The 20,401-nt window shown below is 64.6% G+C and carries 12 protein-coding genes; 6 read left to right on the top strand and 6 right to left on the bottom strand.

Annotated features, from left to right (window positions below; all coding sequences use genetic code 11):
* Positions 1-23: 23 nt before the first annotated feature.
* On the top strand, positions 24-857 hold the full coding sequence (gene menB, locus ACLJEU_RS13070; protein WP_414665030.1) for a 1,4-dihydroxy-2-naphthoyl-CoA synthase: 834 nt from the start codon (positions 24-26) through the stop codon (positions 855-857).
* Between the two features lie 140 nt (positions 858-997).
* On the opposite strand, the gene ACLJEU_RS13065 is transcribed toward menB, so the two are convergent.
* The 4 genes from ACLJEU_RS13065 to ACLJEU_RS13050 all read right to left on the bottom strand — a co-directional run bounded on the left by ACLJEU_RS13065 (position 998) and on the right by ACLJEU_RS13050 (position 7,469).
* The gene (locus ACLJEU_RS13065) at positions 998-1,948 is read right to left on the bottom strand and encodes a class II fructose-bisphosphate aldolase (RefSeq protein ID WP_414665029.1); all 951 of its coding nucleotides are present in this window, start codon (positions 1,946-1,948) and stop codon (positions 998-1,000) included.
* Between the two features lie 120 nt (positions 1,949-2,068).
* On the bottom strand, positions 2,069-3,250 hold the full coding sequence (locus tag ACLJEU_RS13060) for a hypothetical protein (protein ID WP_414665028.1): 1,182 nt from the start codon (positions 3,248-3,250) through the stop codon (positions 2,069-2,071).
* Positions 3,251-3,370: 120 nt separating this feature from the next.
* On the bottom strand, positions 3,371-6,169 hold the full coding sequence (locus ACLJEU_RS13055; RefSeq protein WP_414665027.1) for a type IA DNA topoisomerase: 2,799 nt from the start codon (positions 6,167-6,169) through the stop codon (positions 3,371-3,373).
* Between the two features lie 211 nt (positions 6,170-6,380).
* On the bottom strand, positions 6,381-7,469 hold the full coding sequence (locus ACLJEU_RS13050; protein WP_414665026.1) for a pyridoxal-phosphate-dependent aminotransferase family protein: 1,089 nt from the start codon (positions 7,467-7,469) through the stop codon (positions 6,381-6,383).
* A 71-nt stretch (positions 7,470-7,540) separates the two neighbouring features.
* Here ACLJEU_RS13050 and lpxK point away from each other — a divergent pair, with 71 nt between their 5' ends.
* From lpxK to ACLJEU_RS13030, 4 genes are all read left to right on the top strand, one after another.
* Positions 7,541-8,743: a tetraacyldisaccharide 4'-kinase gene (gene lpxK / locus ACLJEU_RS13045; protein ID WP_414665025.1), complete on the top strand. Its 1,203-nt coding sequence runs from the start codon at positions 7,541-7,543 to the stop codon at positions 8,741-8,743.
* Between the two features lie 132 nt (positions 8,744-8,875).
* A complete protein-coding gene (locus tag ACLJEU_RS13040; RefSeq protein ID WP_414665024.1) occupies positions 8,876-9,997 on the top strand; it encodes an aminopeptidase in 1,122 nt (373 codons plus the stop codon).
* Positions 9,998-10,136: 139 nt separating this feature from the next.
* Positions 10,137-11,120 carry an adenosine deaminase family protein gene (locus ACLJEU_RS13035; RefSeq protein WP_414665023.1) on the top strand — a complete coding sequence of 328 codons (984 nt, stop codon included), beginning with the start codon at positions 10,137-10,139 and terminating at the stop codon, positions 11,118-11,120.
* Between the two features lie 8 nt (positions 11,121-11,128).
* Complete coding sequence (locus ACLJEU_RS13030) at positions 11,129-12,130, top strand: RluA family pseudouridine synthase (protein WP_414665022.1); 1,002 nt, start codon at positions 11,129-11,131, stop codon at positions 12,128-12,130.
* A gap of 119 nt (positions 12,131-12,249) precedes the next feature.
* Here the strand turns inward: ACLJEU_RS13030 and ACLJEU_RS13025 are convergent, their stop codons facing one another.
* The gene (locus ACLJEU_RS13025; RefSeq protein WP_414665021.1) at positions 12,250-12,504 is read right to left on the bottom strand and encodes a hypothetical protein; all 255 of its coding nucleotides are present in this window, start codon (positions 12,502-12,504) and stop codon (positions 12,250-12,252) included.
* A 125-nt stretch (positions 12,505-12,629) separates the two neighbouring features.
* Positions 12,630-15,338, bottom strand: coding sequence for an alanine--tRNA ligase (gene alaS, locus ACLJEU_RS13020; RefSeq protein WP_414665020.1), 2,709 nt, complete (start codon positions 15,336-15,338; stop codon positions 12,630-12,632).
* Positions 15,339-15,677: 339 nt separating this feature from the next.
* Between alaS and ACLJEU_RS13015 the strand changes: the two genes are divergently transcribed.
* Positions 15,678-20,330 (top strand): PAS domain S-box protein, encoded by a 4,653-nt coding sequence (locus tag ACLJEU_RS13015; RefSeq protein ID WP_414665019.1) that lies wholly within the window; start codon positions 15,678-15,680, stop codon positions 20,328-20,330.
* Positions 20,331-20,401: the final 71 nt, after the last annotated feature.

The following is a 20,401-nucleotide window of genomic DNA, read 5'->3' as shown; positions in this document are numbered from 1 at the left end:
AAAAACCTCCACGCTGCTGCGCCATGACTCTCGATTGGAAGGTCGCCAAGACCTACACCGACATTCTGTACCACAAGGCCGGCGGCATCGCCAAAGTGACGATCAACCGGCCGGAGAAGCGCAACGCGTTCCGCCCGTTGACGGTGGCGGAGATGTTCGACGCCTTTTCCGACGCCCGGGAAGACCCGAAAGTAGGCGTCATCCTGCTCACTGGCGCCGGTCCGCACACCGACGGCAAATACGCCTTCTGCGCCGGCGGTGACCAAAGCGTTCGCGGCCACGCCGGTTACATCGACGAGGCCGGCGTGCCCCGGCTCAACGTCCTCGATTTGCAAAAGCTGATCCGCTCGATGCCCAAGGTGGTGATCGCGCTCGTCGCCGGCTACGCCATCGGTGGCGGCCACGTGCTGCACGTCGTGTGCGATCTCAGCATCGCCGCGGACAACGCCATCTTCGGCCAGGTCGGACCGAAGATGGGCAGCTTCGACGGCGGCTTCGGTTCCAGCTACCTTGCGCGTGTCGTGGGCCAGAAAAAGGCCCGCGAAATCTGGTACCTGTGCCGCCAGTACTCGGCGGCGCAGGCGTTGGAGATGGGCCTGGTCAACACCGTCGTTCCCGTCGCCGAGCTCGAGGCCGAGGGCGTCAAGTGGGCGCTCGAAATCATGGAAAAGAGTCCGCTGGCGATCCGCCTGCTCAAGAGCGGCTTCAACGCCGAGCTCGATGGCCAGGCCGGCATCCAGGAACTCGCCGGCAACGCCACCATGCTCTACTACATGAGCGAGGAGGCGAAGGAGTTCATGACCGCGCAGCGCGACAAGCGTAAGCCCGACGCCCGGAAATATCCCTGGCTGCCGTAGCGACGGCTCTGGCGGAATCTCGCCAGGAGCGCAGGCCTCCGGCCTGCATTTTCCGCCGCAGGGCGGAGGTTTGCGCACCCACAAAAAAGCCCCGCGTTTCGGCGGGGCTTGGAGTGAGTGGGAAGGCGAAGCGGGCTTCGTTACTTCTTCAGGCTGGCGCGGACGCTCTCGAGCTGACCAGCGCTGCCGAGCAGCGTGTTCCGGCTCGCGATGAACTTCGCGTACTCGTCGATGAAGATCTTGCCCGGCGGGCGGAAGTCGAACTCACCCGGCTTGTCGCGGAAGAACTCGCGGTGCACGCGGGTCCACACGAGACGGCCGTCGGTGTCGATGTTGACCTTGGTCACACCGAGCTTGGCGGCAGGCAGGTACTCGTTCGGGTCCACACCCATCGAGTCCTTGATCTGGCCGCCGGCCTTGTTGATGCGATCCACTTCGTCCTTCGGGACGGAAGAGGATCCGTGCATGACGAGCGGATAGCCCGGAAGGCGGGACTTGATCTTCTCGAGGACGTCGAAGTGCAGGGACTGCTTGCCCTTGAACTTGAAGGCGCCGTGGCTGGTGCCGATGGCGCAGGCGAGGGAGTCGCAACCCGTCTTCGCCACGAAATCCTTGGCCTCGTCGGGATCGGTGAGGCACGCGTTGCCGTCCTCGACCTTGATGTCCTCTTCGACGCCGCCGAGCATGCCGAGTTCGGCCTCGACGGAGATGCCCTTGGCGTGCGCCTTGTCGACGACGCGCTTGGTGATGGCCACGTTCTGATCGAACGGATCGTGCGAGGCATCGATCATGACCGAGCTGAAAAAGCCCGAGTCGATGCACTCGTAGCAGGTCTGCTCGTCACCGTGGTCGAGGTGCACCGCGAAGATGGCCTCGGGGAAGATTTCCCCGGCCGAGCGGATGATGGCCTCGAGCATGCGCTTGTCGGTGTACTTCCGCGCGCCCTTGGAAATCTGGATGATGAACGGAGCCTTGGAATCGATGCAGCCCTTGAAGAGGCCCATCGCCTGCTCGGCGTTGTTGATGTTGTACGCGCCGACGGCGTACTTGCCGTAGGCGTGCTTGAAGAGCTGCGCGGTGGTGACGATCATAGGCAGAGAGTAAGAGCACGAACTGTTCCGGCGGGCCCCCGCGCTCGCAAGGGTTTTCTCTGTGCATATAAAGCAATTCCCTGTGCTTGGATTGCGGTGCACGTCCGCCTGCGTCGCACCTCACCCGCCACCGCGCGGCTGCTTGGTCGCCGGTCCGCCCTTGGTCGGCGCGGTCGACGTGCTGCCTGGAGTCGCGCCCGTTGGGGCGGCCGAAAGTGTCTCGTTCACCAACTGCCGCAGCTGCTGCTGGGCCTGTTGCTGCTGCTGAATCTGCTGCAACGCGGCGACCTGGGCGGGCGCCAGGACGCTCTGCGCCTGAGCAACCGCGGCGGGCGTAACCGGCGCGGTTCCACCACCACCACCACCGCCGCCGCCGCCGCCTCGACCGCCGTCCATGATCATCCCCAAGCCTGGTCCGGCGCCGAGCGCGCCGAGCATGGCACCTATGTCGGGTCCGCCACGGCCACCCGGAGGCGGCCCCATGCGAATGCCAGCATCCGGAGGCGGCGGGCCCGCCGTCGAGGTCGTCCGCTGCGGCGCGGTGCTCGCGAGGATTTGCACCATCTGCTCGGCCTGCGCCGCGGTCAGGGGCGAACTCGTGTAGCTCAGGCGCTGCTGCAGTTCGTTGACGACGTTTCGCTGCGGCAGCGTCTGTTCGTAATTGGAAAGCTGGGCGAAACCCTGGTCGCCGATGACCGCCTTGATGCCGTTGTTGATTTCGTTCTGCGCGTCGGCAACGAGCTTGCGGAACGCTTCGGGATTCTCGCGCGGATTGATGCCTTGATCGCGCGCGGCCGACATCACGTCCTGCATCGTGGTCGAGCGCTCGGCGAGCAGCGCGGTGAGTTTTTCCACCTGAGCAGGCGGAAGGTTGAGATTCTTGAAGAGCGTGGCGTAACGCGCCTCGATGCCAGCCTTCTGCTGCAGACTCAGCATGGCCTGCACCTCGGGCTTGTTCATCAGTTCGCGAATCGCCGTCGCCTGCTGCTCGAAACCGCCGCGGCCGCGGCCGTCACCCCGGCCCCCGCGTTCGCCCCGATCACGCGCGGGTCGCTCGTCACCGGTGGCGGCGAGCAGTTCATCCGCCTCACCGGTTCCGCGGTTTGCCGGCACGCGGTTAAGCAAATCGCGATTGGCCTTCTCGAGTTCCCAGACGCGCTTCTGCAGATCCGCGCGCTCGTCCTTGTTCATCGCTGCTGCCCGCAGCTCGACGAGCTCGCCGTACTGGCGCCACGCGAGCAACGCCCCGCCGACGGTTGTCGCGGCCAGGAGCAGAAGCAGATAATTTTTCGGGGAATTCACGGTGTCGGGCTAGACGCAGTCGTCTCCGGGAAGGTACCGGTTCCAGCCCCGGCCGCAAACGCATCGAGACGCTCTCCACGCCGGAATCTGGAGAGGTTCACCGCCGTCTGCGTTCGAACCTTACCGCGGCGGAAATTCGAACTCCGCCTTGGCTCCGGTCTTCGAGAGCACGAGGTACGCGCCGAACGGCATGCCGCGTTTCGACATGAAGCCCGGGATTAACTCCGTGCGTCCGGTCTCAAATAGCTTCAACGCCTCTTCCGCCGGAATCTGTTTGCCGCAGAGTTCCTTCTTCAGCGTGAAGACGATCCGGTTGTCCTGATCCGGCTTGCGCACGTAAAACGCCTCGGGGGTTTCGACGATCTCGGCGTCCTTGTGCATTTTGCTCTTACCGAGCACGGTGCCCTTCGAGAGATCCGGCGGCGCCTTGGCTTTGCGCGCGATCGGTTTGCCGTCCTTGTCGAGCTTCGGTGCGCGCGGCGGAAACTCCCACGAGAATTTCGGTCCCTCGCGCTTGAGGATCGCATCGAAGGGCCGGCCCTTCTTGGAAATGAATCCCTTGATCAGCTCGGTCTTGCCGTCGCCCACGAGCTGCTGCGCCATCTCGCGCGTGATCGGCTTCTGACACATCAGGCGGCCGATGCGGAAGGTCTGCTTCCAGCCTTCGCCGTCGCGCTCGCGCAGGATGTGACTCGAACCGACTTCGCACAACTGGCCGCCGCTCTTCGGATCCGTCCAATACGGCTCGACGGTGCCGAGATCGACCTTGTCGCCGAAATCGTACTCGGCCTTGAATTTTCCGGTCTCCGCATCCTTGACGAGCTTGAGCAGCGCCGAAAAGCGCGCGCGCGTCTTCGCGGAGATGAAGCCGTCAAGCGGACCAATCGCACCCTTGTCGACCAGCTGCCGCACTTCCTCCTCCTCCATGCGGCGGCCGCCGATGACCTTGTAGATCATGAACTCGCCGTCCTGTGATTTATAGCCACGCAACGTCTCGCGCAGGGGCTTGCCGTCGGTGGGGGAGAGGATCGTGGTTTCGCGCGCGACGGAGTCATCCTCCTCGAAGCCTTTCACGCGTTCGATGATGCCCTTCGTCTGATCGATGACCTCCTCCATGAACTTCGCCCGCGGGAACTTGTTGTGCTCCATCTGGCGCAGCTTGAATTCCCACTCGCCGGTCATCGCGGGCTGGGTGAGGGCGTCCGCTTTCACGGCGCCGAGAAACTGGATCAACTGCTCGGCCTTCGCGGTCGGGATAAGTTCACGCTGCGGCCGGTCGATGTACTTCTGATTGATCAGACCGTCGATGGTGTCGGCGCGCGTCGCCGGCGTGCCGAGACCGCGCTCCTTCATCGCCTGCGCGAGTTCTTCGTCGTCGACGAGCTTGCCCGCACCTTCCATGGCCGAGAGCAGCGTCGCTTCCGTGTACCGCGGCGGCGGCTTGGTCGTTTCGGAATGAAGTGTCGGCTCGAGCGTCTTCGCCTGCGCGGGGGAGCCGTCGTCCTTGGTCAGCGCCGGCAGCGCCTTCGAGTCCGGTGAGTCGTCGTCGACCGTGTTCTTGCCGTAAACTGCCAGCCAGCCGGGCGCGGTGAGCACCTTGCCCTCGGTCTTGAAATCATGGCCGGGTGCCACGGTGCTGATGCGCGTCGTGACGTCGAACTCCGCCGCGGGAAAGAACGCCGCGACGAACCGCCGCGCGATCATGTCGAACAGCTTGGCCTCCATCTCGTCGAGGTTCTTGGCCTCGTGGGCGGTCGGGATGATCGCAAAGTGATCCGAGATCTGCTCGTTGTTGAAGATGCGTTTGTTCGGCCGCACCCAGCCGGAATCGAGGACCGTGCGCGCGTGCGTGCCCAGATCGCCGCCGAGGTTCTGCATCGTCTCGCGGACGGTCGGAATGTAATCTTCCGGCAGCGCGCGCGAATCCGTACGCGGATAGGTGATCATCTTGTGGCGCTCGTACAACGCCTGCGCGATCTGCAGCGTCCGGCGCGCCGGCAGGCCGAAGCGATTGTTCGCCTCGCGCTGCAACGTGGTCAGATCATAGAGCCGCGGCGACGCCTGCGTGCTGGCCTTCTTTTCCTCGGTGACCTTGGCGAGCGGCTGGCCCTGCGCGGCCGCGACGACGGCCTCGGCGAGGGCCTTTTCCCAGATGCGATCGATGCGATCATGCTCGTCGTTTTCCGCGCGCTTGAAATTCGCCCGCTGGTACACGCCCTCGTATTTGCCCTTCGCGACCTCGAACGTCGCGGTCACGCGCCAGTAGTCGCGCGGCTTGAAATTCCTGATCTCCAGCTCGCGGGCGTAGACGATCGCAAGGGTGGGGGTCTGCACGCGGCCGACCGACGCCACGTTGCCGGCGCGCGAACCGAACATGCGCTTCGTGAGCGCACGCGTGCCGTTGATGCCAATCAGCCAGTCGCTCTCGCTGCGGCAGCGGGCCGCGTCCTCGAGCCCGTGCATCTTCGCACCTTCGCGGAGATTCTTGAACGCCTCCTGGATGCCGCCCGTGGTCATGGTCTGCATCCACGCGCGCTTCACCGGCAGCTTGCACTTGGTGAGCTGATACAGGTAGGCGAAAATCAACTCGCCCTCGCGCCCGGCGTCACAGGCGTTGATAACTTGGTCGACGTCCTTGCGGGCGAGCAGCTTTTTCAGGGCGTTGAAACGCTCCTTTGAATCCTCAATCGGCTTGAGTCCAAACTTCTCCGGGATGATCGGCAGCGTCTCGAGCCGCCAGAAGCCGTATTTCTTCTTGTCGATGTCCTCCGGCATCTCGAGTTCCACCAGATGGCCGAGCGCGTAGGAGATGACGTACTCGTCGTTTTCGTAGTGGTCGGCCTTCTTGGGCACCTTGCCAAGCGCGCGTGCGAGGTCGGCGGCGACGGACGGCTTCTCGGCGATCACAAGTGACTTCATGTCATGCGAGCGGTTACCCGCGGACCGACGAAGTGCAAGAAATTGTTTTACACGATCGCGGCGAAACGCGGCGTTTTCACCCGAGAAACGGGGCCGGATTCACCCGGAAGTGCGCACAGGAGGAAACAGAGACAACGGAGTCCATCCGGTCTGCACCGGAGACTCGCCTCTCCGTTTTCTTCGTTACCTCCTGTGCAACCCAAGCCGAGACCTAAGCTGTGGCCTTCGGCGTTTCGGCGAGCGCCGAGTCGAGCGACTTCAGCATCGAGGCGATCGTCTCATCGGTCTCGTCGCCCATGTTGGAAATGCGGAAGGTCTTTCCCTTCAGTATTCCGTAGCCACCATCGATGACGAGCTTGTGCTTCGACTTCAGAATTTTGTTCAGCGCGGCGAGATCAATGCCCTGCGTATTCGCGAAGCAGTTCAACGTGACCGAGCCGTAGCCTTCCTTCGGGAAGAGCTTGAAACCCTTGCCGAAGACGAAATCGCGCACGGTCTGATTCAGGCGCGCGTGGCGGGCGTAGCGGTTTTCCAGGCCCTCGGCCTTGATGTCGTCGAGCTTCGAACGCAGCGCGTAGAACAGTGAAATCACCGGCGTGCTGGGCGTCATGCCGGCCTCGTGGTTCTTCTGGAATTCCACGTAGTCGAAATAATAGCCGCGATCGTTCATCGTCGCGGCGCGGTCGAGCGCCTTCTTCGACACCGAGAGGAACGACAGGCCGGGGGGCAGGGCGAACGCCTTCTGCGAGCCGCTGACGAGGACGTCGATGCCGAGTTCGTCCTTCTTGATCGGCAGCGCGCTGAGCGAGCTGACCGTGTCGACGATCGCGATGACGTCGGGAAATTCGCGCACCACTTTCATGATCGCGGCGAGATCGCTCATGCAGCCGCACGACGTCTCGTTGTGGATCAGCGTGAGGGCGTCGTAGGCGCCGGTGGCGAGTTCCTTGCGCACGGCCTCGGGATCGACGGGCTGGCCCCATTCGAACTTCAGCGCGGTGGCCTGCTTGCCGCAGCGGAGGGCGACGTCGTACCACTTGTCCGAGAACGCGCCGTTCATGCAGTTCAGCACCTTCTTTTTGACGACGTTGCGGATCGAACCTTCCATCACGCCCCACGCGCTGCTCGTCGAGAGGTACACGGGATCCTTCGTGTACGCGATCGCCTGCAGTTCAGGCTGGATCGAGTTGTAGAGCGCGACGAAGTCCGTGCTGCGATGCCCGATCATGGGCTGCGACATGGCGCGGAGGGTTTTCTCCGAGACGGCAATGGGACCGGGAATGAAGAGTTTGTAGCTCATGAGGAGTGCGCGTAGGCGCTCGAAAAACTGTTTACGTGGACCGGGGCGTCAACCTTCATTCCCACTACGCAATGTCCCAGCCCTGGCTCAAGAAGCACTTCAACGCCCTCGAGCTCTATACGATCGACGTGATCTACGGGCGGCGCGCGGGAGCCGGACCAGCCTGTTACGGCGCTTTCCTGCAGACCCTGTCCTGGTTGTTCAACGGCATCGCGCAGGCCCGCCTGTGGCTTTACCGCCATCGCATCTTCCATGACCAGCCGCTCGGCTGCCTCGTCGTGGTGGTCGGCAATCTCACCGTCGGCGGCACCGGCAAGACGCCCGTCGTCGAAAAGTTCGCCCGCGCCCTGCGCGATCGCGGTCGCAAGGTCGCCATCCTGACGCGCGGCTACAAGAGCAAGTCCACGCCGTTGTGGAAGAAGTGGTGGTGGTCGCTGACGCACGCCGAAGAGCCACCGCCGCGCATCGTGAGCGACGGCGAGCACGTGCTGCTCGACAGCGAACAGGCCGGCGATGAGCCCTTCATGCTCGCGAAGAACCTCCCCGGCGTCGTCGTGCTGGTGGACAAGAACCGGGTGAAGTCCGGCGAGTTCGCGATCAAGAAATTCGGCTGCGACACCCTCGTGCTCGACGACGGATTTCAATACCTGCCGCTGAAGGGCCGCCTGAACCTGCTGCTGGTCGACAAGACCAATCCCTTTGGCAACGGCCACCTGTTGCCGCGCGGTATTCTGCGCGAACCGATCAAGCACCTGAAACGCGCGAGCTACATCTTCCTCACGAAGTCCAACGGGCAGCGCGATCCGGATCTCGAGGCCTTGATTCAAAGGCACAACCCCGGCGTCGACGTCATCGAGTGTGCGCATCGGCCGCAGTACCTGCAGCGTTTCGGCGTGCCGCCGGAATCGCCCGGCGCCCGCTCGCCGCTCACGTACCTGAAGGGACGCCGCGTCCTCGCGTTCAGCGGCATCGCCACGCCGGAGAGCTTTGAGAAATTCCTGCGCGATCTCGGCGCCGTGCTGGTCGGCCGCGAACGCTTCCTCGATCACTATCGGTTCGAACGCGAGGATCTCGCCGAACTCTTCGCACTCGCACAACGCGAACGCGCCGAGTGTCTGGTCACGACCGAGAAGGACGCGGTGCGCATCAGCGAATCGCTGCCGTGTCCGTTGCCGCTCTACTACCTGCGGCTGGAGATCGACATCCTGCGCGGCGCGGCGGATTTCGACGAGGCCGTGGGGCGGATTTGTTTTCCGTCCAGTGGCGCGCGGTGACACGACCCGGACGCTTCCCTCGCGGACGAGGCAACATCCGCCGGGGGTTAACGCCGCCACGAGCAGGCGGCCTTCCCGAAACAAACTTCCCCCTTGCGACGCCACGGGTCCGGCGCGTTAGTTTCGCGCCACATGATCATCGATCCTCGCTTCTCCGAACTTGCCCAGGGCCTCGTCGGATTTTCCACCGCGCTCAAGCCGGGTGAGCGTGTGCTGATTGACGCCTTCGATGTGCCCGACGCCATGGTGATCGCCTTGATCCGGGCGACGCGCGCACGCGGCGCACATCCGTACGTGCAGATCCACCGGGCCCGCGTCACCCGCGAGCTGACGCTTGGGGCCGCAGAGGAGCAGTATGCCCCGCACGCCGAGGTGGAGCTGGCGCGCATGCAGAAAATGGATGCGTACATCGCGATGCGCGGCTCCGAGAATATTTTCGAGGCGTCGGATGTTCCGTCCGAAAAAGTACAGCTCGTCTCGCGGCTGATGAAGCCGGTGCTCGATCATCGCGTCGGCAAGACGAAGTGGGTCGTGCTGCGCTGGCCGAGTTCGGCGATGGCGCAGCAGGCCGGCATGAGCACCGAGGCGTTCGAGAATTTTTATTTCAAGGTGTGCACGCTCGACTACGGGCGCATGACGCCCGGCATGAAAGCCCTCGGCGACCTGATGACGAAGACTGACCGCGTCCACATCAAGGGTCCCGGCACCGACCTGCGTTTCTCGATCAAGGGCATTGGCGCGCAACCGTGCGGCGGCCTGCGCAACATTCCCGACGGCGAGGTGTTCTCGTGTCCGGTGAAGGACAGCGTTGAGGGAGTGATCCAGTACAACGCGCCCACGGTTTATCTCGGCGCGTCGTTCGACAACATCCGGCTCGTCTTCAAGAAAGGTCGCATCGTCGAAGCGACGTCGAACAATACGAAACGCCTCAACGAGATTCTCGATAGCGATGCCGGCGCGCGCTACATCGGCGAGTTCGCGCTGGGTTTCAACCCGCACATCGTCGAGCCGATGCGGGACATCCTGTTCGACGAGAAGATCGCGGGCTCCTTCCATTTCACCCCGGGCCAGGCGTACGAGACCGTGGGCAATGGCAACAAGTCGCAGGTCCACTGGGACATGGTGTGCATCCAGCGGCCCGAGCACGGCGGCGGCGAAATCTGGTTCGACGGCAAACTGATCCGGAAGGACGGAACGTTCGTGCCGAAGGCGCTGCACAAATTGAATCCGGAGTATCTGCTCGGAAAGAAATAGCCTCCCGCCAGACAGTTGAAAGGTGAAGGTTGAAAGTTGAACGACCTCATCCTTGTCCGGGCTTTCAACTTTCACCTTTCAACCTTCAACTTTTCACGACGGTCCTTCCGCGATCCCGTTCGGTTCCTCTCTCGATTTCATGATGCGCGATTTCATCCAGGCCCTGCCGAAAACGGAGACGCATCTCCACCTCGAGGGCGCGCTGCCCTACGAATTGCTGTGCGCGTGGGACCCGCAGCAGTGGCCGGCTGATCCGCAGTTTCGTTCGCCGTCGTATCGTTATGCGACCTTTCCCGATTTCGAACGCATCCTGCTCGACCACGCGCTGCCCTGGTTCACCACGGCCGAGCGTTACCACGAGGCGGCAAAGGTAATTTTTGCGAAGCACGTCGCGCAGAACGTGCGCTACGTCGAGACGAGCTTCCATCTGCCCGTCACCGGTTTCATCAACGTGCAGGGCCCTGACATCATCGCCGCGATTCGCGCTGCGGCCCCGGCGACGCTGGAGGTCCGGGTGTTTGCCGGCATGCTGCGCAGCGATCTCGGCGGTGAACTCCGTCCGGTCATCGATCAGCTGCATACCTGGGAGGCGCTTGCGGGCGTCGACCTGCATGGCTTCGAGACGATGCTCACGCATCCCGACACCGCCGCCGTCTGGGCGAAACTGTGCGCGGCCGGCAAGATCACCAAGTGCCACGCCGGCGAGTTCGACGGTCCCGCCCGCGTGCGCGAGGCGATCGAGGTGCTGGGCGTGCGCCGCATCCAGCATGGCGTGCGCGCGATTGAGGATCCGGCGGTCGTGAAACTCGCCGTCGAGTGCGGCGCGACGTTCGATGTCTGCCCGTTGAGCAACGTCGGCCTGCAGGTCGTGCCGTCGATGAAGGATCACCCGATCCGCCGCCTGCTGCAGGCCGGCGTGCGTTGCACGGTCAGCACCGACGACCCGCTGTGCTTCGGTAATTCGCTGACGGACGAGTACACGGCGCTCGCGCAAGACCTGACGTTTTCGCACCAGGAGATTGCCGGAGTGGTGCGCAACGGCTGGGAAATCGCGGATGTGCCCGACGCCACCCGCCGGGAGATGCTTGCCACCATCGGTCGGATCGAGGCCACTGCAGCCTGAATCCGGTCATGGCACACTCCTACACTCTTCCCGAAGGCATCCGGCACCTGCGCGCCGACAAGGCGCTGGCGCTCGCGTTTCCCGAGCACAGCCGGACTGCGCTGCAACGCGCGTTTGACGCGGGGCGCGTGACGCTCCGCGGCGCTGCCATCAAGCGCGATCAGAGCGTCGCGGGCGGGGACGTGCTGGAGTTTTCGTTTCCCGATGTGGTCGCGGCGGAGCTCAAGGGCGTGGACATCCCGCTCGACGTGCTGTTCGAGGACAAGCACATGCTGGCCGTCAACAAGGCCTCCGGCATGATCGTGCATCCGGGCGCGGCGACCGGTGAGGACACGCTCGTGCACGCGTTGCTGTCGCACTGTGCGGATTCGTTGAGCGGCATTGGCGGCGTCGAGCGTCCGGGCATCGTGCACCGGCTCGACAAGGAAACCACCGGCGTGATCGTGGTGGCGAAGTCGGATCGGGCTCATCGCGCGCTCGCCGATCAGTTCGCGACCCGGACGTTGAAGAAGGAATATCTCGCGCTGGTCGCCGGCGCACCGGGCCTGCTCAGCGGCACGATCGACCGCGCAATTTCCCGGCACCCGACGCACCGGCATCGCATGACGATCGGGGAGGGCGGCAAGCCGGCGCGCACCTCGTGGGAGCGCGTCGAGGCGTTCGGCGACATCGCGGCGTTGATGCGCTGTCAGATTTTCACCGGCCGCACGCACCAGATTCGCGTGCACCTGAAATCGCTCGGTCATCCGATTCTCGGCGATCCGTTGTACGGCTGGAAAGAGGACGAGCGCCTGTCGAAACAGCCGCAGCGCGTGATGCTGCACGCCGAGCACCTCGTGCTGGCTCATCCGATCTCCGGCAAGGAACTCGATCTGCGCGCGCCGCTGCCGAAGGATTTTCAGGACATGATCAAGGTGCTGCGCAAGGCTGCGAAGCCCGTTGCTCCCGTGGTGCCGCCGCCGCGGAAGCGGGATGCGGACAAGGTGGCGGATCGCGGCTGGCGACGGTGATTGGCTGGCTTTTGTGGGACCGCGACCGCCCCCGGTCGCTGCCGACCGTTAGTATTCAATCGATCGGATCGAATCCAATGCGACCGGGGGCGGTCGCGGTCCCAGTTCCGCTCACGACCTTACTCCTCGTCGGCCTCTTCCGGATCCGAGAACGGATCGCCGACGAACTCCGTGCCGAAGAAATCCTCGTCCTCGAGCACGCTCATGACGCCGCCGACCACCACCTTGCGGTCGTCGGGATTCAACGTCGGATAGTCCATCGTCACGACTTCCTCGATCCCTGCCCGCGCCTGCGCGCGATGGCTGCTGCCCGCGAGAAAATCGTCCGCGCGGCTGGCGATGTCTTCGATGATCGGGCGCAAGTCTGCCGTCATGCGGGAAAACGTTGGGAGGAAGTCGCGAATTGCAACGCGGAGCGACACGCCCGCGTCAGGCCATGGCTACGAGCGTCGGCGAGGGGATGATCGGCCACTCGCTGGCGCTCGTAGCCACAGACCCGTCACGCCTTCAGTACATCGGCGAGTTTGGCGACATCCTTGCCGCCACCCATGGCGAAGTCGGGTTTGCCGCCGCCCTTGCCGCCAATTTGCGCGCTGATCGCCTGGATGATCTTGCCGGCCTGATGACCGGCCTTGATCGCCGCGGGAGAGCAGAAGGCGACGAGGCTGGCGCGATCGCCGAACGCGGCGCCGAGTTGGACGACGCCTTCGCCGATCTGCGCGAGGACCTGCGAACCCAAGGAGCGCAACGCTTCGGGTTCGTCGATCGGCACGAGCGCGGAGACAAACTTGAGTCCGTCCCGCGTGGCCGCGCCGGCGGCGAGTTCCGTGGCGAGGCCGGCGATGGCTTTTTGCTGGAACGCCTTCAACTGCTTCTCGAGCTCCTTCTGGTGCGCGAGCACCGACTCGAGTTTCTTGACGACGTCGGCGGGGCCGGCGGAGAGATGCGCGCCGACCGCGGCGAGGGCGGCCTCGCGCGAGGCGACGAAGTCGAGCGCGGGCTGGCCGGCGACGGCTTCGATGCGGCGCGTGCCGGCGGCGATGGCCATCTCGGCGACGACTTTGATCACGCCGATCTCGCCGGTGCTGGCGACGTGCGTGCCGCCGCAGAGCTCGCGGCTGTAGCCGCCGATGTCGACGACACGGACGATCTTGCCGTACTTGTCGCCGAAGAAGGCGAGGGTGCCTTCCGGCTTCTTGTCGAACTCAGTTTCGTAGGATTCGACTTTCGCGTTGTCGATGACCTTGGCGTTCACGAGCTGCTCGACTTCGAGGAGCTGCGCGTGCGTGACGGCCTCGAAGTGGGAGAAGTCAAAGCGCATGCGATCCGCGGTCTTCGACGTACCGGCCTGGCGGACGTGCGTGCCGAGGACCTTGCGCAGCGCCCAGTGAATCAAGTGCGCGGCGCTGTGGTGGCGGTTGATGGCACGGCGGCGCGGGACATCGACGGCGAGCTCGGCGGTGGCGCCGGATTTGAGATCTGAGATCTGAGATTTCAGATTCGCGTCGTCTCCGACGCGATGCAGGAAGCGGCCGGCCTTGTCCTTCACGCAATCGGTGAGATGGACGAGCGTGCCGTTGATCAACGCGGTGCCGGCGTCGCCGGTCTGGCCGCCCATCTCCGCGTAGAACGGCGTCTGGTCAAAGACGAGGAAGGTCTCCTTGTCGGCCTTGATCACGTCGATCAGTTTCGCGTGCGCGTGCGTGGCCGTGTAGCCGAGGAACGTCGTGGGCTTGAGATCCGCAGTGTCGCCCTCGGTGGCGGCGATCAGGATTTCCTTCTTCTGCGCCGCGCGGCCGCGTTCACGCTGCTTTTCCATCTCGGCCTCGAAACCGGCCGTGTCCACGGTGAGACCGCGCTCGGTCGCGAGCAGCTGCGTCATGTCGAGCGGGAAGCCGTAGGTGTCGTAGAGCTCGAACGCCGCACTGCCGGCGATGTTTCCACCGGCGGCCGCCTTGGCGAAATTCTGGAGTCCGCGATCGAGCGTGCGGCCGAAGCTTTCCTCTTCGCTGCGAATCACGCGGCGGACGATGTCCTGGCGCTCCGTCAATTCCGGGAAGACGACGCCCAGCGACTCGACGACAGGGGCGACGAGCTGCTCGAAGAAACCGGTCTGCAGGCCCAGTTTCTTTCCGTACAGGATGCCGCGGCGCAGAATGCGGCGGATGACGTAGTTCCGGCCTTCGTTGCCGGGGAGAATGTTGTCGGCGATGGCGCACGACACGCAGCGGGCGTGATCGGCGAGGACGCGGAAAGCGACGTCGGTGTTCTCCTGCTCGGTCAGGCCCTCGCGCTTCGTGGGCACGGTGCGCAGGTAGGTCTTGCCTGAGAGCGCGGTGATCTTCGCAAACAGCGGCGCGAAGACGTCAGCCTCGTAGTTGGAAGGATCGGCGCTGAATTCCTTGAAGCCCTTCGTCGTCGCGTGAATGCCGGCGACGCGCTCGAAGCCCATGCCGGTGTCGACGTGCTTCGCGGCGAGCGGCGAGAAGGTGCCGTCGGCGTTCGCGTTGAACTGGATGAAGACGTGATTCCAGATCTCGATGCAGCGCGGGCTGCTCGCGTTGACCAGTTTCCGACCGGCCGCCTCATCGTCGGAAGGCAGCAGGTTGAAATGAATCTCGGAGCACGGGCCGCAGGGACCGGTGTCGCCCATCATCCAGAAATTGTCCTTCTTGTTGCCGTTGACGATGTGCACGGCCGGGTCGAGTCCTTCCTTCCGGAAGATGCCGGCCCAGATGTCATAGGCTTCCTGGTCGAACTCGGAGGGATCGCCCTTGCTCTTGTCCGGCGAGTACACGGTCGCGAACAGCCGCTTCGGCGGAATGCCCCAGACCTTCGTGATCAGCTCCCAGCCCCACGTCACCGACTCCTTCTTGAAGTAATCGCCGAAGGACCAGTTGCCCAGCATCTCGAACATCGTGTGGTGGTAGGTATCGAAACCGACGTCCTCGAGGTCGTTGTGCTTGCCGCCGGCGCGGATGCATTTCTGCGTATCCGCGGCGCGGGTATCCTTCGCCGGGCGCACGCCGGCCCATTTGGAAACATCCGGGGCGCGATCGCCGAGGAAGATGGGCACGAACTGGTTCATGCCGGCGTTCGTGAAGAGCAACCCGGGCGAATCCGGGAGCAGCGACGACGACGGGACGATCGTGTGTCCCTGCCGGGCGAAGAAATCGAGGAAGCTCTGGCGAATCTCAGCGGAGGTCATTTTCAGAGGGCAATAAAGGCCAGAGGACAGAGACCGCGGCGGGCCTTAGCAAGAGGGGAATTGGCCGGGAAACAGAGACGGACAGGAGTGATCACCAGACCGGTTCGCTTGATCGGGACTCAACAATGTATGCGGAGCCAATGACAGTTTGTGCGTAGCTCAAAAATCCGCTAGCGACCACACTGTCGGCAGACCACTTCCTTGGGCAATTGCGCCACCCCCCACGCAACCCACTTGATCAATCCTGTCACACTTCAACCGGTTTCGGCTCCGCAGGCGCGCGGGTTCTCTCGTGTGCGAGCGGCGTGGCGAGGCCGGCCGGCAGGATATGGCTTTGCGGTGGCCGCCGCCCTGGGTGGCCTGCTGGTTCGGCTGTCCTTTTCCGATCCGGCCGTCGCTCAGTCGTTTTTCGGCGAGTTGCTGCTGGCGGTGCTTTTGACTGCGTATGTGGGTGGACTCGGCCCCGGGCTGCTCGCGACGGCGATTGCGGGAGCGGGGGCGCAGGTTCTGCTGTTTCAGCCTACGCTGGAATTTGGCGTCGAAGGGAGTGGCGAGGCGGTGCAGTGGCTCATTTTTATTGTCTCCGGCGTCCTCGTGAGTCTGTTGACGGAAAGCCTCCATCGGGCGCGGGAGAGCATTGCGACCCGAGCCACGACCATTGATCGGACCCAGCTGAAAGTGCGAGCGGCGTTCGCGGCGGGGGTCTTGTGCACGGCGGGCATCGGACTGGCATCGTTCATCAGTGTCTCCCGGTTGCGTGAGGACACGGAACGACTCGAGCATTCGCACGAGGTCATCTCCGCCCTTCGGGAAATGCGCGTGGAAATGAACGCGCTGCAGGGCACCGCCGCTCGCTATGCGCTCAAGCCGGCACCGGAATTCGAGGAGGCGCATCGGTGGGAGCAGTCGCAGCTTCGCGAGACGTTGGCGCGTCTGGACAGGCAGACGGGCAATGATGCCGCCGAAGCCGAGGCGCTGGCGCGCATTGCACCGCTGGTTCGCCGACATATGGATCTCGCCGGAGAGGCATTCATCCTGGCGCGCTCCATGACCCTGGCCGCCTTGCTCGGGTCACCGGTGATGAGTGAAAGCGAGCGGCTGCGCCAGGAGGTTTCGACGTTGCTCGGAAACTGGGAGCGGGCGGAGCGGATGCAGCTGATGGACCTTAAAGAGATCACGCGGCGCACAGCCCGGAACGTCGCTGCCGTCACTGTGGCCGGCGGCGGCCTCGTAGTTGCCTTTGTCATCGTGCTGCTGGTGGCGATCAGTCGCGATTTTGCGGGCAGCCGCCGGGCCGATCAAGCGTTGCAGGAGGCGCAACTGCAGCTGGAGGCGCGGGTCGCGGCGCGCACGGCGGAGCTCGAGCAGTCCAATGCCGCGCTGCGCGAGAGTCAGGCCAACGTCGCGGCCATTGTGGCGTCGGCCGCGGACGGAATCATCACGTTCGACGAGACGGGTCTCATCGAAAGTGCGAATCCGGCTGCGCTCACCATCTTCGGATGGACGAAGGGGGAACTCATCGGACTGAACGTGGCCGTCATCATTCCGGCCGCGGCAAGTACCGGCGAAGCCCGGAGCCCCGGGCGTTGGTGGCGGGAAACAGGCGGGGCGGTGGAGGCACGGGGGACCGTCACTCAGGGCCGCCGGCAGGACGGCGGGAGCGTTCCGCTGGAAGTGACGGTGACGGAAACCCGCTCCGGCGGCGCTCCGCGGCATGTGGCCTTCCTGCGCGACATCACCGCGCGCAACCAAACCGAGGTGGAAATCGCCGGACGGCTGCAGGCCGAGGCCTTGCTGACGCGCCTGACCAAGGCGTTGCCGGGCGCGATCTACATCATGCGCAGCGGCGTCGACGGACACATTTCCATTCCGTATGCGAGCGCCGGTTGGTCGGAGATGACGGGACTGAGCCCGGCGCAGATTCGCGACGACGCGACTCCGGTGTTGCGGGCAATCCACCCCGACGACCTCCCGGACTATGAGGCGGCGGAGGCGGATGCGGCCCGGAGGATGGGACCGTTCGTGGCGGAGTTCCGCGTGCGGCATCCGGAGCGCGGATACATCTGGGTGGACGCACGGTCGCTGCCGGAACTCCAGCCGGACGGTTCGCTGTTGTGGTACGGCTACACGGCGGACATCACCGCCCGGCGCCGGGCCGAGACCGCGCTCCGCGAGAGCGAGGAACGCATGCGGCTCGCCAGCGAGGCCGCCAATATCGGCGTGTGGGACAGCGACCTCAAGACGGGCGAAGTGGTGTGGTCGCGCCAGCAGGAGCGCATCATGGGCTTCGAACCGGGGACATTCTCCGGCCGGATCCAGGACTTCCTCGCGCTGATCAAGCCGGAGTATCGTGAAATTCACGCCCAGGCCCGGCGCGACGCGCTGGAGAATGACGGCGTGTTCTCGGCGGAATTGTGTTTTCAGCTGCGGGACGGACGGCTGCGCTGGGGGTTGCTGCGCGGCCAAGTCTCGCGGGATGAGGCGGGCAGGCCCGAGCGCCTCATCGGGGTCGACATCGACATCACGGAGCGGCGGATGGCGGAAGCCGCGCTCGATCACGAACGCGCGCTGCTGCGCGCGGTGTTCGATGTGCTCCCCGACTCGATCTACGTCAAGGACACGGAGAGTCGTTTTCTCATGGCCAACACCGCGTGCGCCCAGCACCTCGGCGCCGCGAGCACGGCCGACGTGATGGGCAAGACCGACGCCGATTTCTATCCGCCCGAGATGGCCGTCCGGTTCCGGGCGACGGAACTCGCGGTGCTGGCGGGGCAGGCCGTGCGCAATCGCGAAGGGACCTTCGTCCGGCCGGATGGCAGCCGCGTCGTCATCCTCACGACCAAAATCCAGCTGCGCGACGCGCAGGGCAACGTCGTCGGCATCCTCGGCACCGCCCGCGAGATCACCGAGCGCAAGATCGCCATGCAGGCGTTGCGTGAGAGCGAGGAGCGTTTCTCGCGGGCGTTTCGTTCCAGTCCGGCGGCGATCGCCATCAGCCGGCGGCGCGATCTCATCAACATCGAGGTCAACGATGCGTTCCTGCGCCTCTTCGAGTGCACGCGCGAGGAGATTGTCGGCCGTACGCTGATCCAGGCGGGACTTCTGCGCGAGGAAACCGTGCAGAGCTTGCGCAGCCAGCTGACCGTGACCGGCGAGGTGAACAACGTGGAACTGCCGGTCTTCTCGCGCACGGGCCGGCCGTTGCACGTGGCCGTTTCCATCCGCGTGCTCGAGCTGGGGGGCGAACCGTGCTCGCTGGCGACAGTCGTCGACATCACGGAACGCAAACGCGCGGAAACGCGCACCGCCGTCCAGCACGCCGTGACGCAGGTGCTCGCCGACGGGGCGCCGCTGAGCGAGACGGGGCGCCGCATCATTGAAATCGTCTGCCAGCGGCTCGGCTGGGACACGGGTGAGTTGTGGCTGACGGATCCCACGAACCGGATGCTGCAGTGTGCGGATATCTGGCAGGTGCCGGCGGCGCCGCTGGACGCGTTCGTAACCGCGAGCCGCACGCTCACCTGGCGAAAGGGCCAGGGCGTGCCCGGTGCCGTGTGGAGTTCAAACGCGCCGGTGTGGATTCCGGACGTAACGGTTGACGAACGGTTCGTGCGCCGCGATCTCGCAACGCAGGCCGGCCTGAAGAGTGGCGTTGGCGTGCCCGTGCGGCTGCGGGGCGACGTCATTGGCGTGCTGAATTTCTTCAGCGTGCGTTCGCACCCGGTGGACGCCGATTTGCTGGCGACCTTTGCGGCGATCGGCCTGCAGATCGGTCAGTTTGTCGAACGGAAGCGGCTCGCGAATCAATTCCGGCAGTCGCAGAAGATGGAGGCGATCGGCACGCTCGCCGGCGGCATCGCGCACGATTTCAACAATGTCCTCGGGGCGATCGGCGGCTACACCGAGCTGGCGCGGATGCAGACGCGCGACAACCCCGAGGTGGTGGAATATCTGCAAGCGGTATCCGAGGGCTGTCGCCGGGCCGCGGATCTCGTGCGCCAGATCCTGGCGTTCAGCCGCCAGCAGGAGCAGCAGCGGAAACTCATGCAGCTCTGGCCGATCGTGGATGAGGCGTTGAAACTGCTCCGCGCCGCCATCCCCTCGACCATCACGTTTGAAACTGCCGTGGCGCACCGCGGTCCGGCGGTCCTCGCGGATCCCACGCAGATTCACCAGGTGATCATGAATCTGGCGACGAACTCCGCGCACGCGATGCGGGATGCGCCCGGGCGCTTGAGCGTGACGCTGGAGGAATTTGCGGTGACCGAGGCGCTCGCGGCCATCCACCCCGGACTCCACGCCGGCCCGTACCTGCGGCTCACCATCGCCGACACGGGCCATGGCATGGATGCGGCCACGCTCGAACGGATCTTCGAACCCTTCTTCACGACCAAGGCGCCGGGCGAGGGCACCGGACTGGGGCTGGCGGTGGTGCACGGCATCATGCAGGCGCACGACGGCGTGGTCACGGTGCAGAGCGAGCCGGGGCAGGGCACCCGGTTCGATCTCTATTTTCCCGCGCATCTCAGCCCGACGCCGGAGTCGCCCGAGGCCGGTCAGGAGACGCCCCGCGGCCAGGGTGAACGCATCCTGGTGGTCGAGGACGAAATCCCGCTCGCACTGATGGTGAAGGCCGTGCTGCAGCGACTGGGCTACGTCGTCGACTTGCACACGAATCCCGTCGAAGCCGTCAAGGCGTTGCGTACCGGTCCGCAGCAGTACGATCTCGTGCTCACCGATCTGGCGATGCCCGGCATGACCGGCACCGACCTGGCGAGACAGATGCTCGAGCTTCGGCCGGATTTGCCGATCGTGCTGACAACCGGTTATAGCGCGACCCTCACGCCCGAGCGCGCCAGGGCCCTCGGCCTGCGGGAAATGGTGTTGAAGCCGCTGATGTCGCACGCGCTCGGCGACCTGGTGCATCGCGTGCTCCATTCCGAGCCTCCGGGACGAAACGAAGCCGTTCAGCCCTCCGGACCGAACGTGTAAGGGGTGCTAATAGGAATAGAAATCGGGAGCAGTGGATTCGACGCCGCGCTGTTCCATGGGAGGGGCTTATA

It is taken from the genome of Terrisphaera buseokensis (assembly GCF_047521145.2).
Taxonomy (GTDB): domain Bacteria; phylum Verrucomicrobiota; class Verrucomicrobiia; order Opitutales; family Opitutaceae; genus ER46.
Note: the sequence above shows the minus strand (reverse complement) of the source record. Positions and strands in the feature narration are given on the sequence as shown.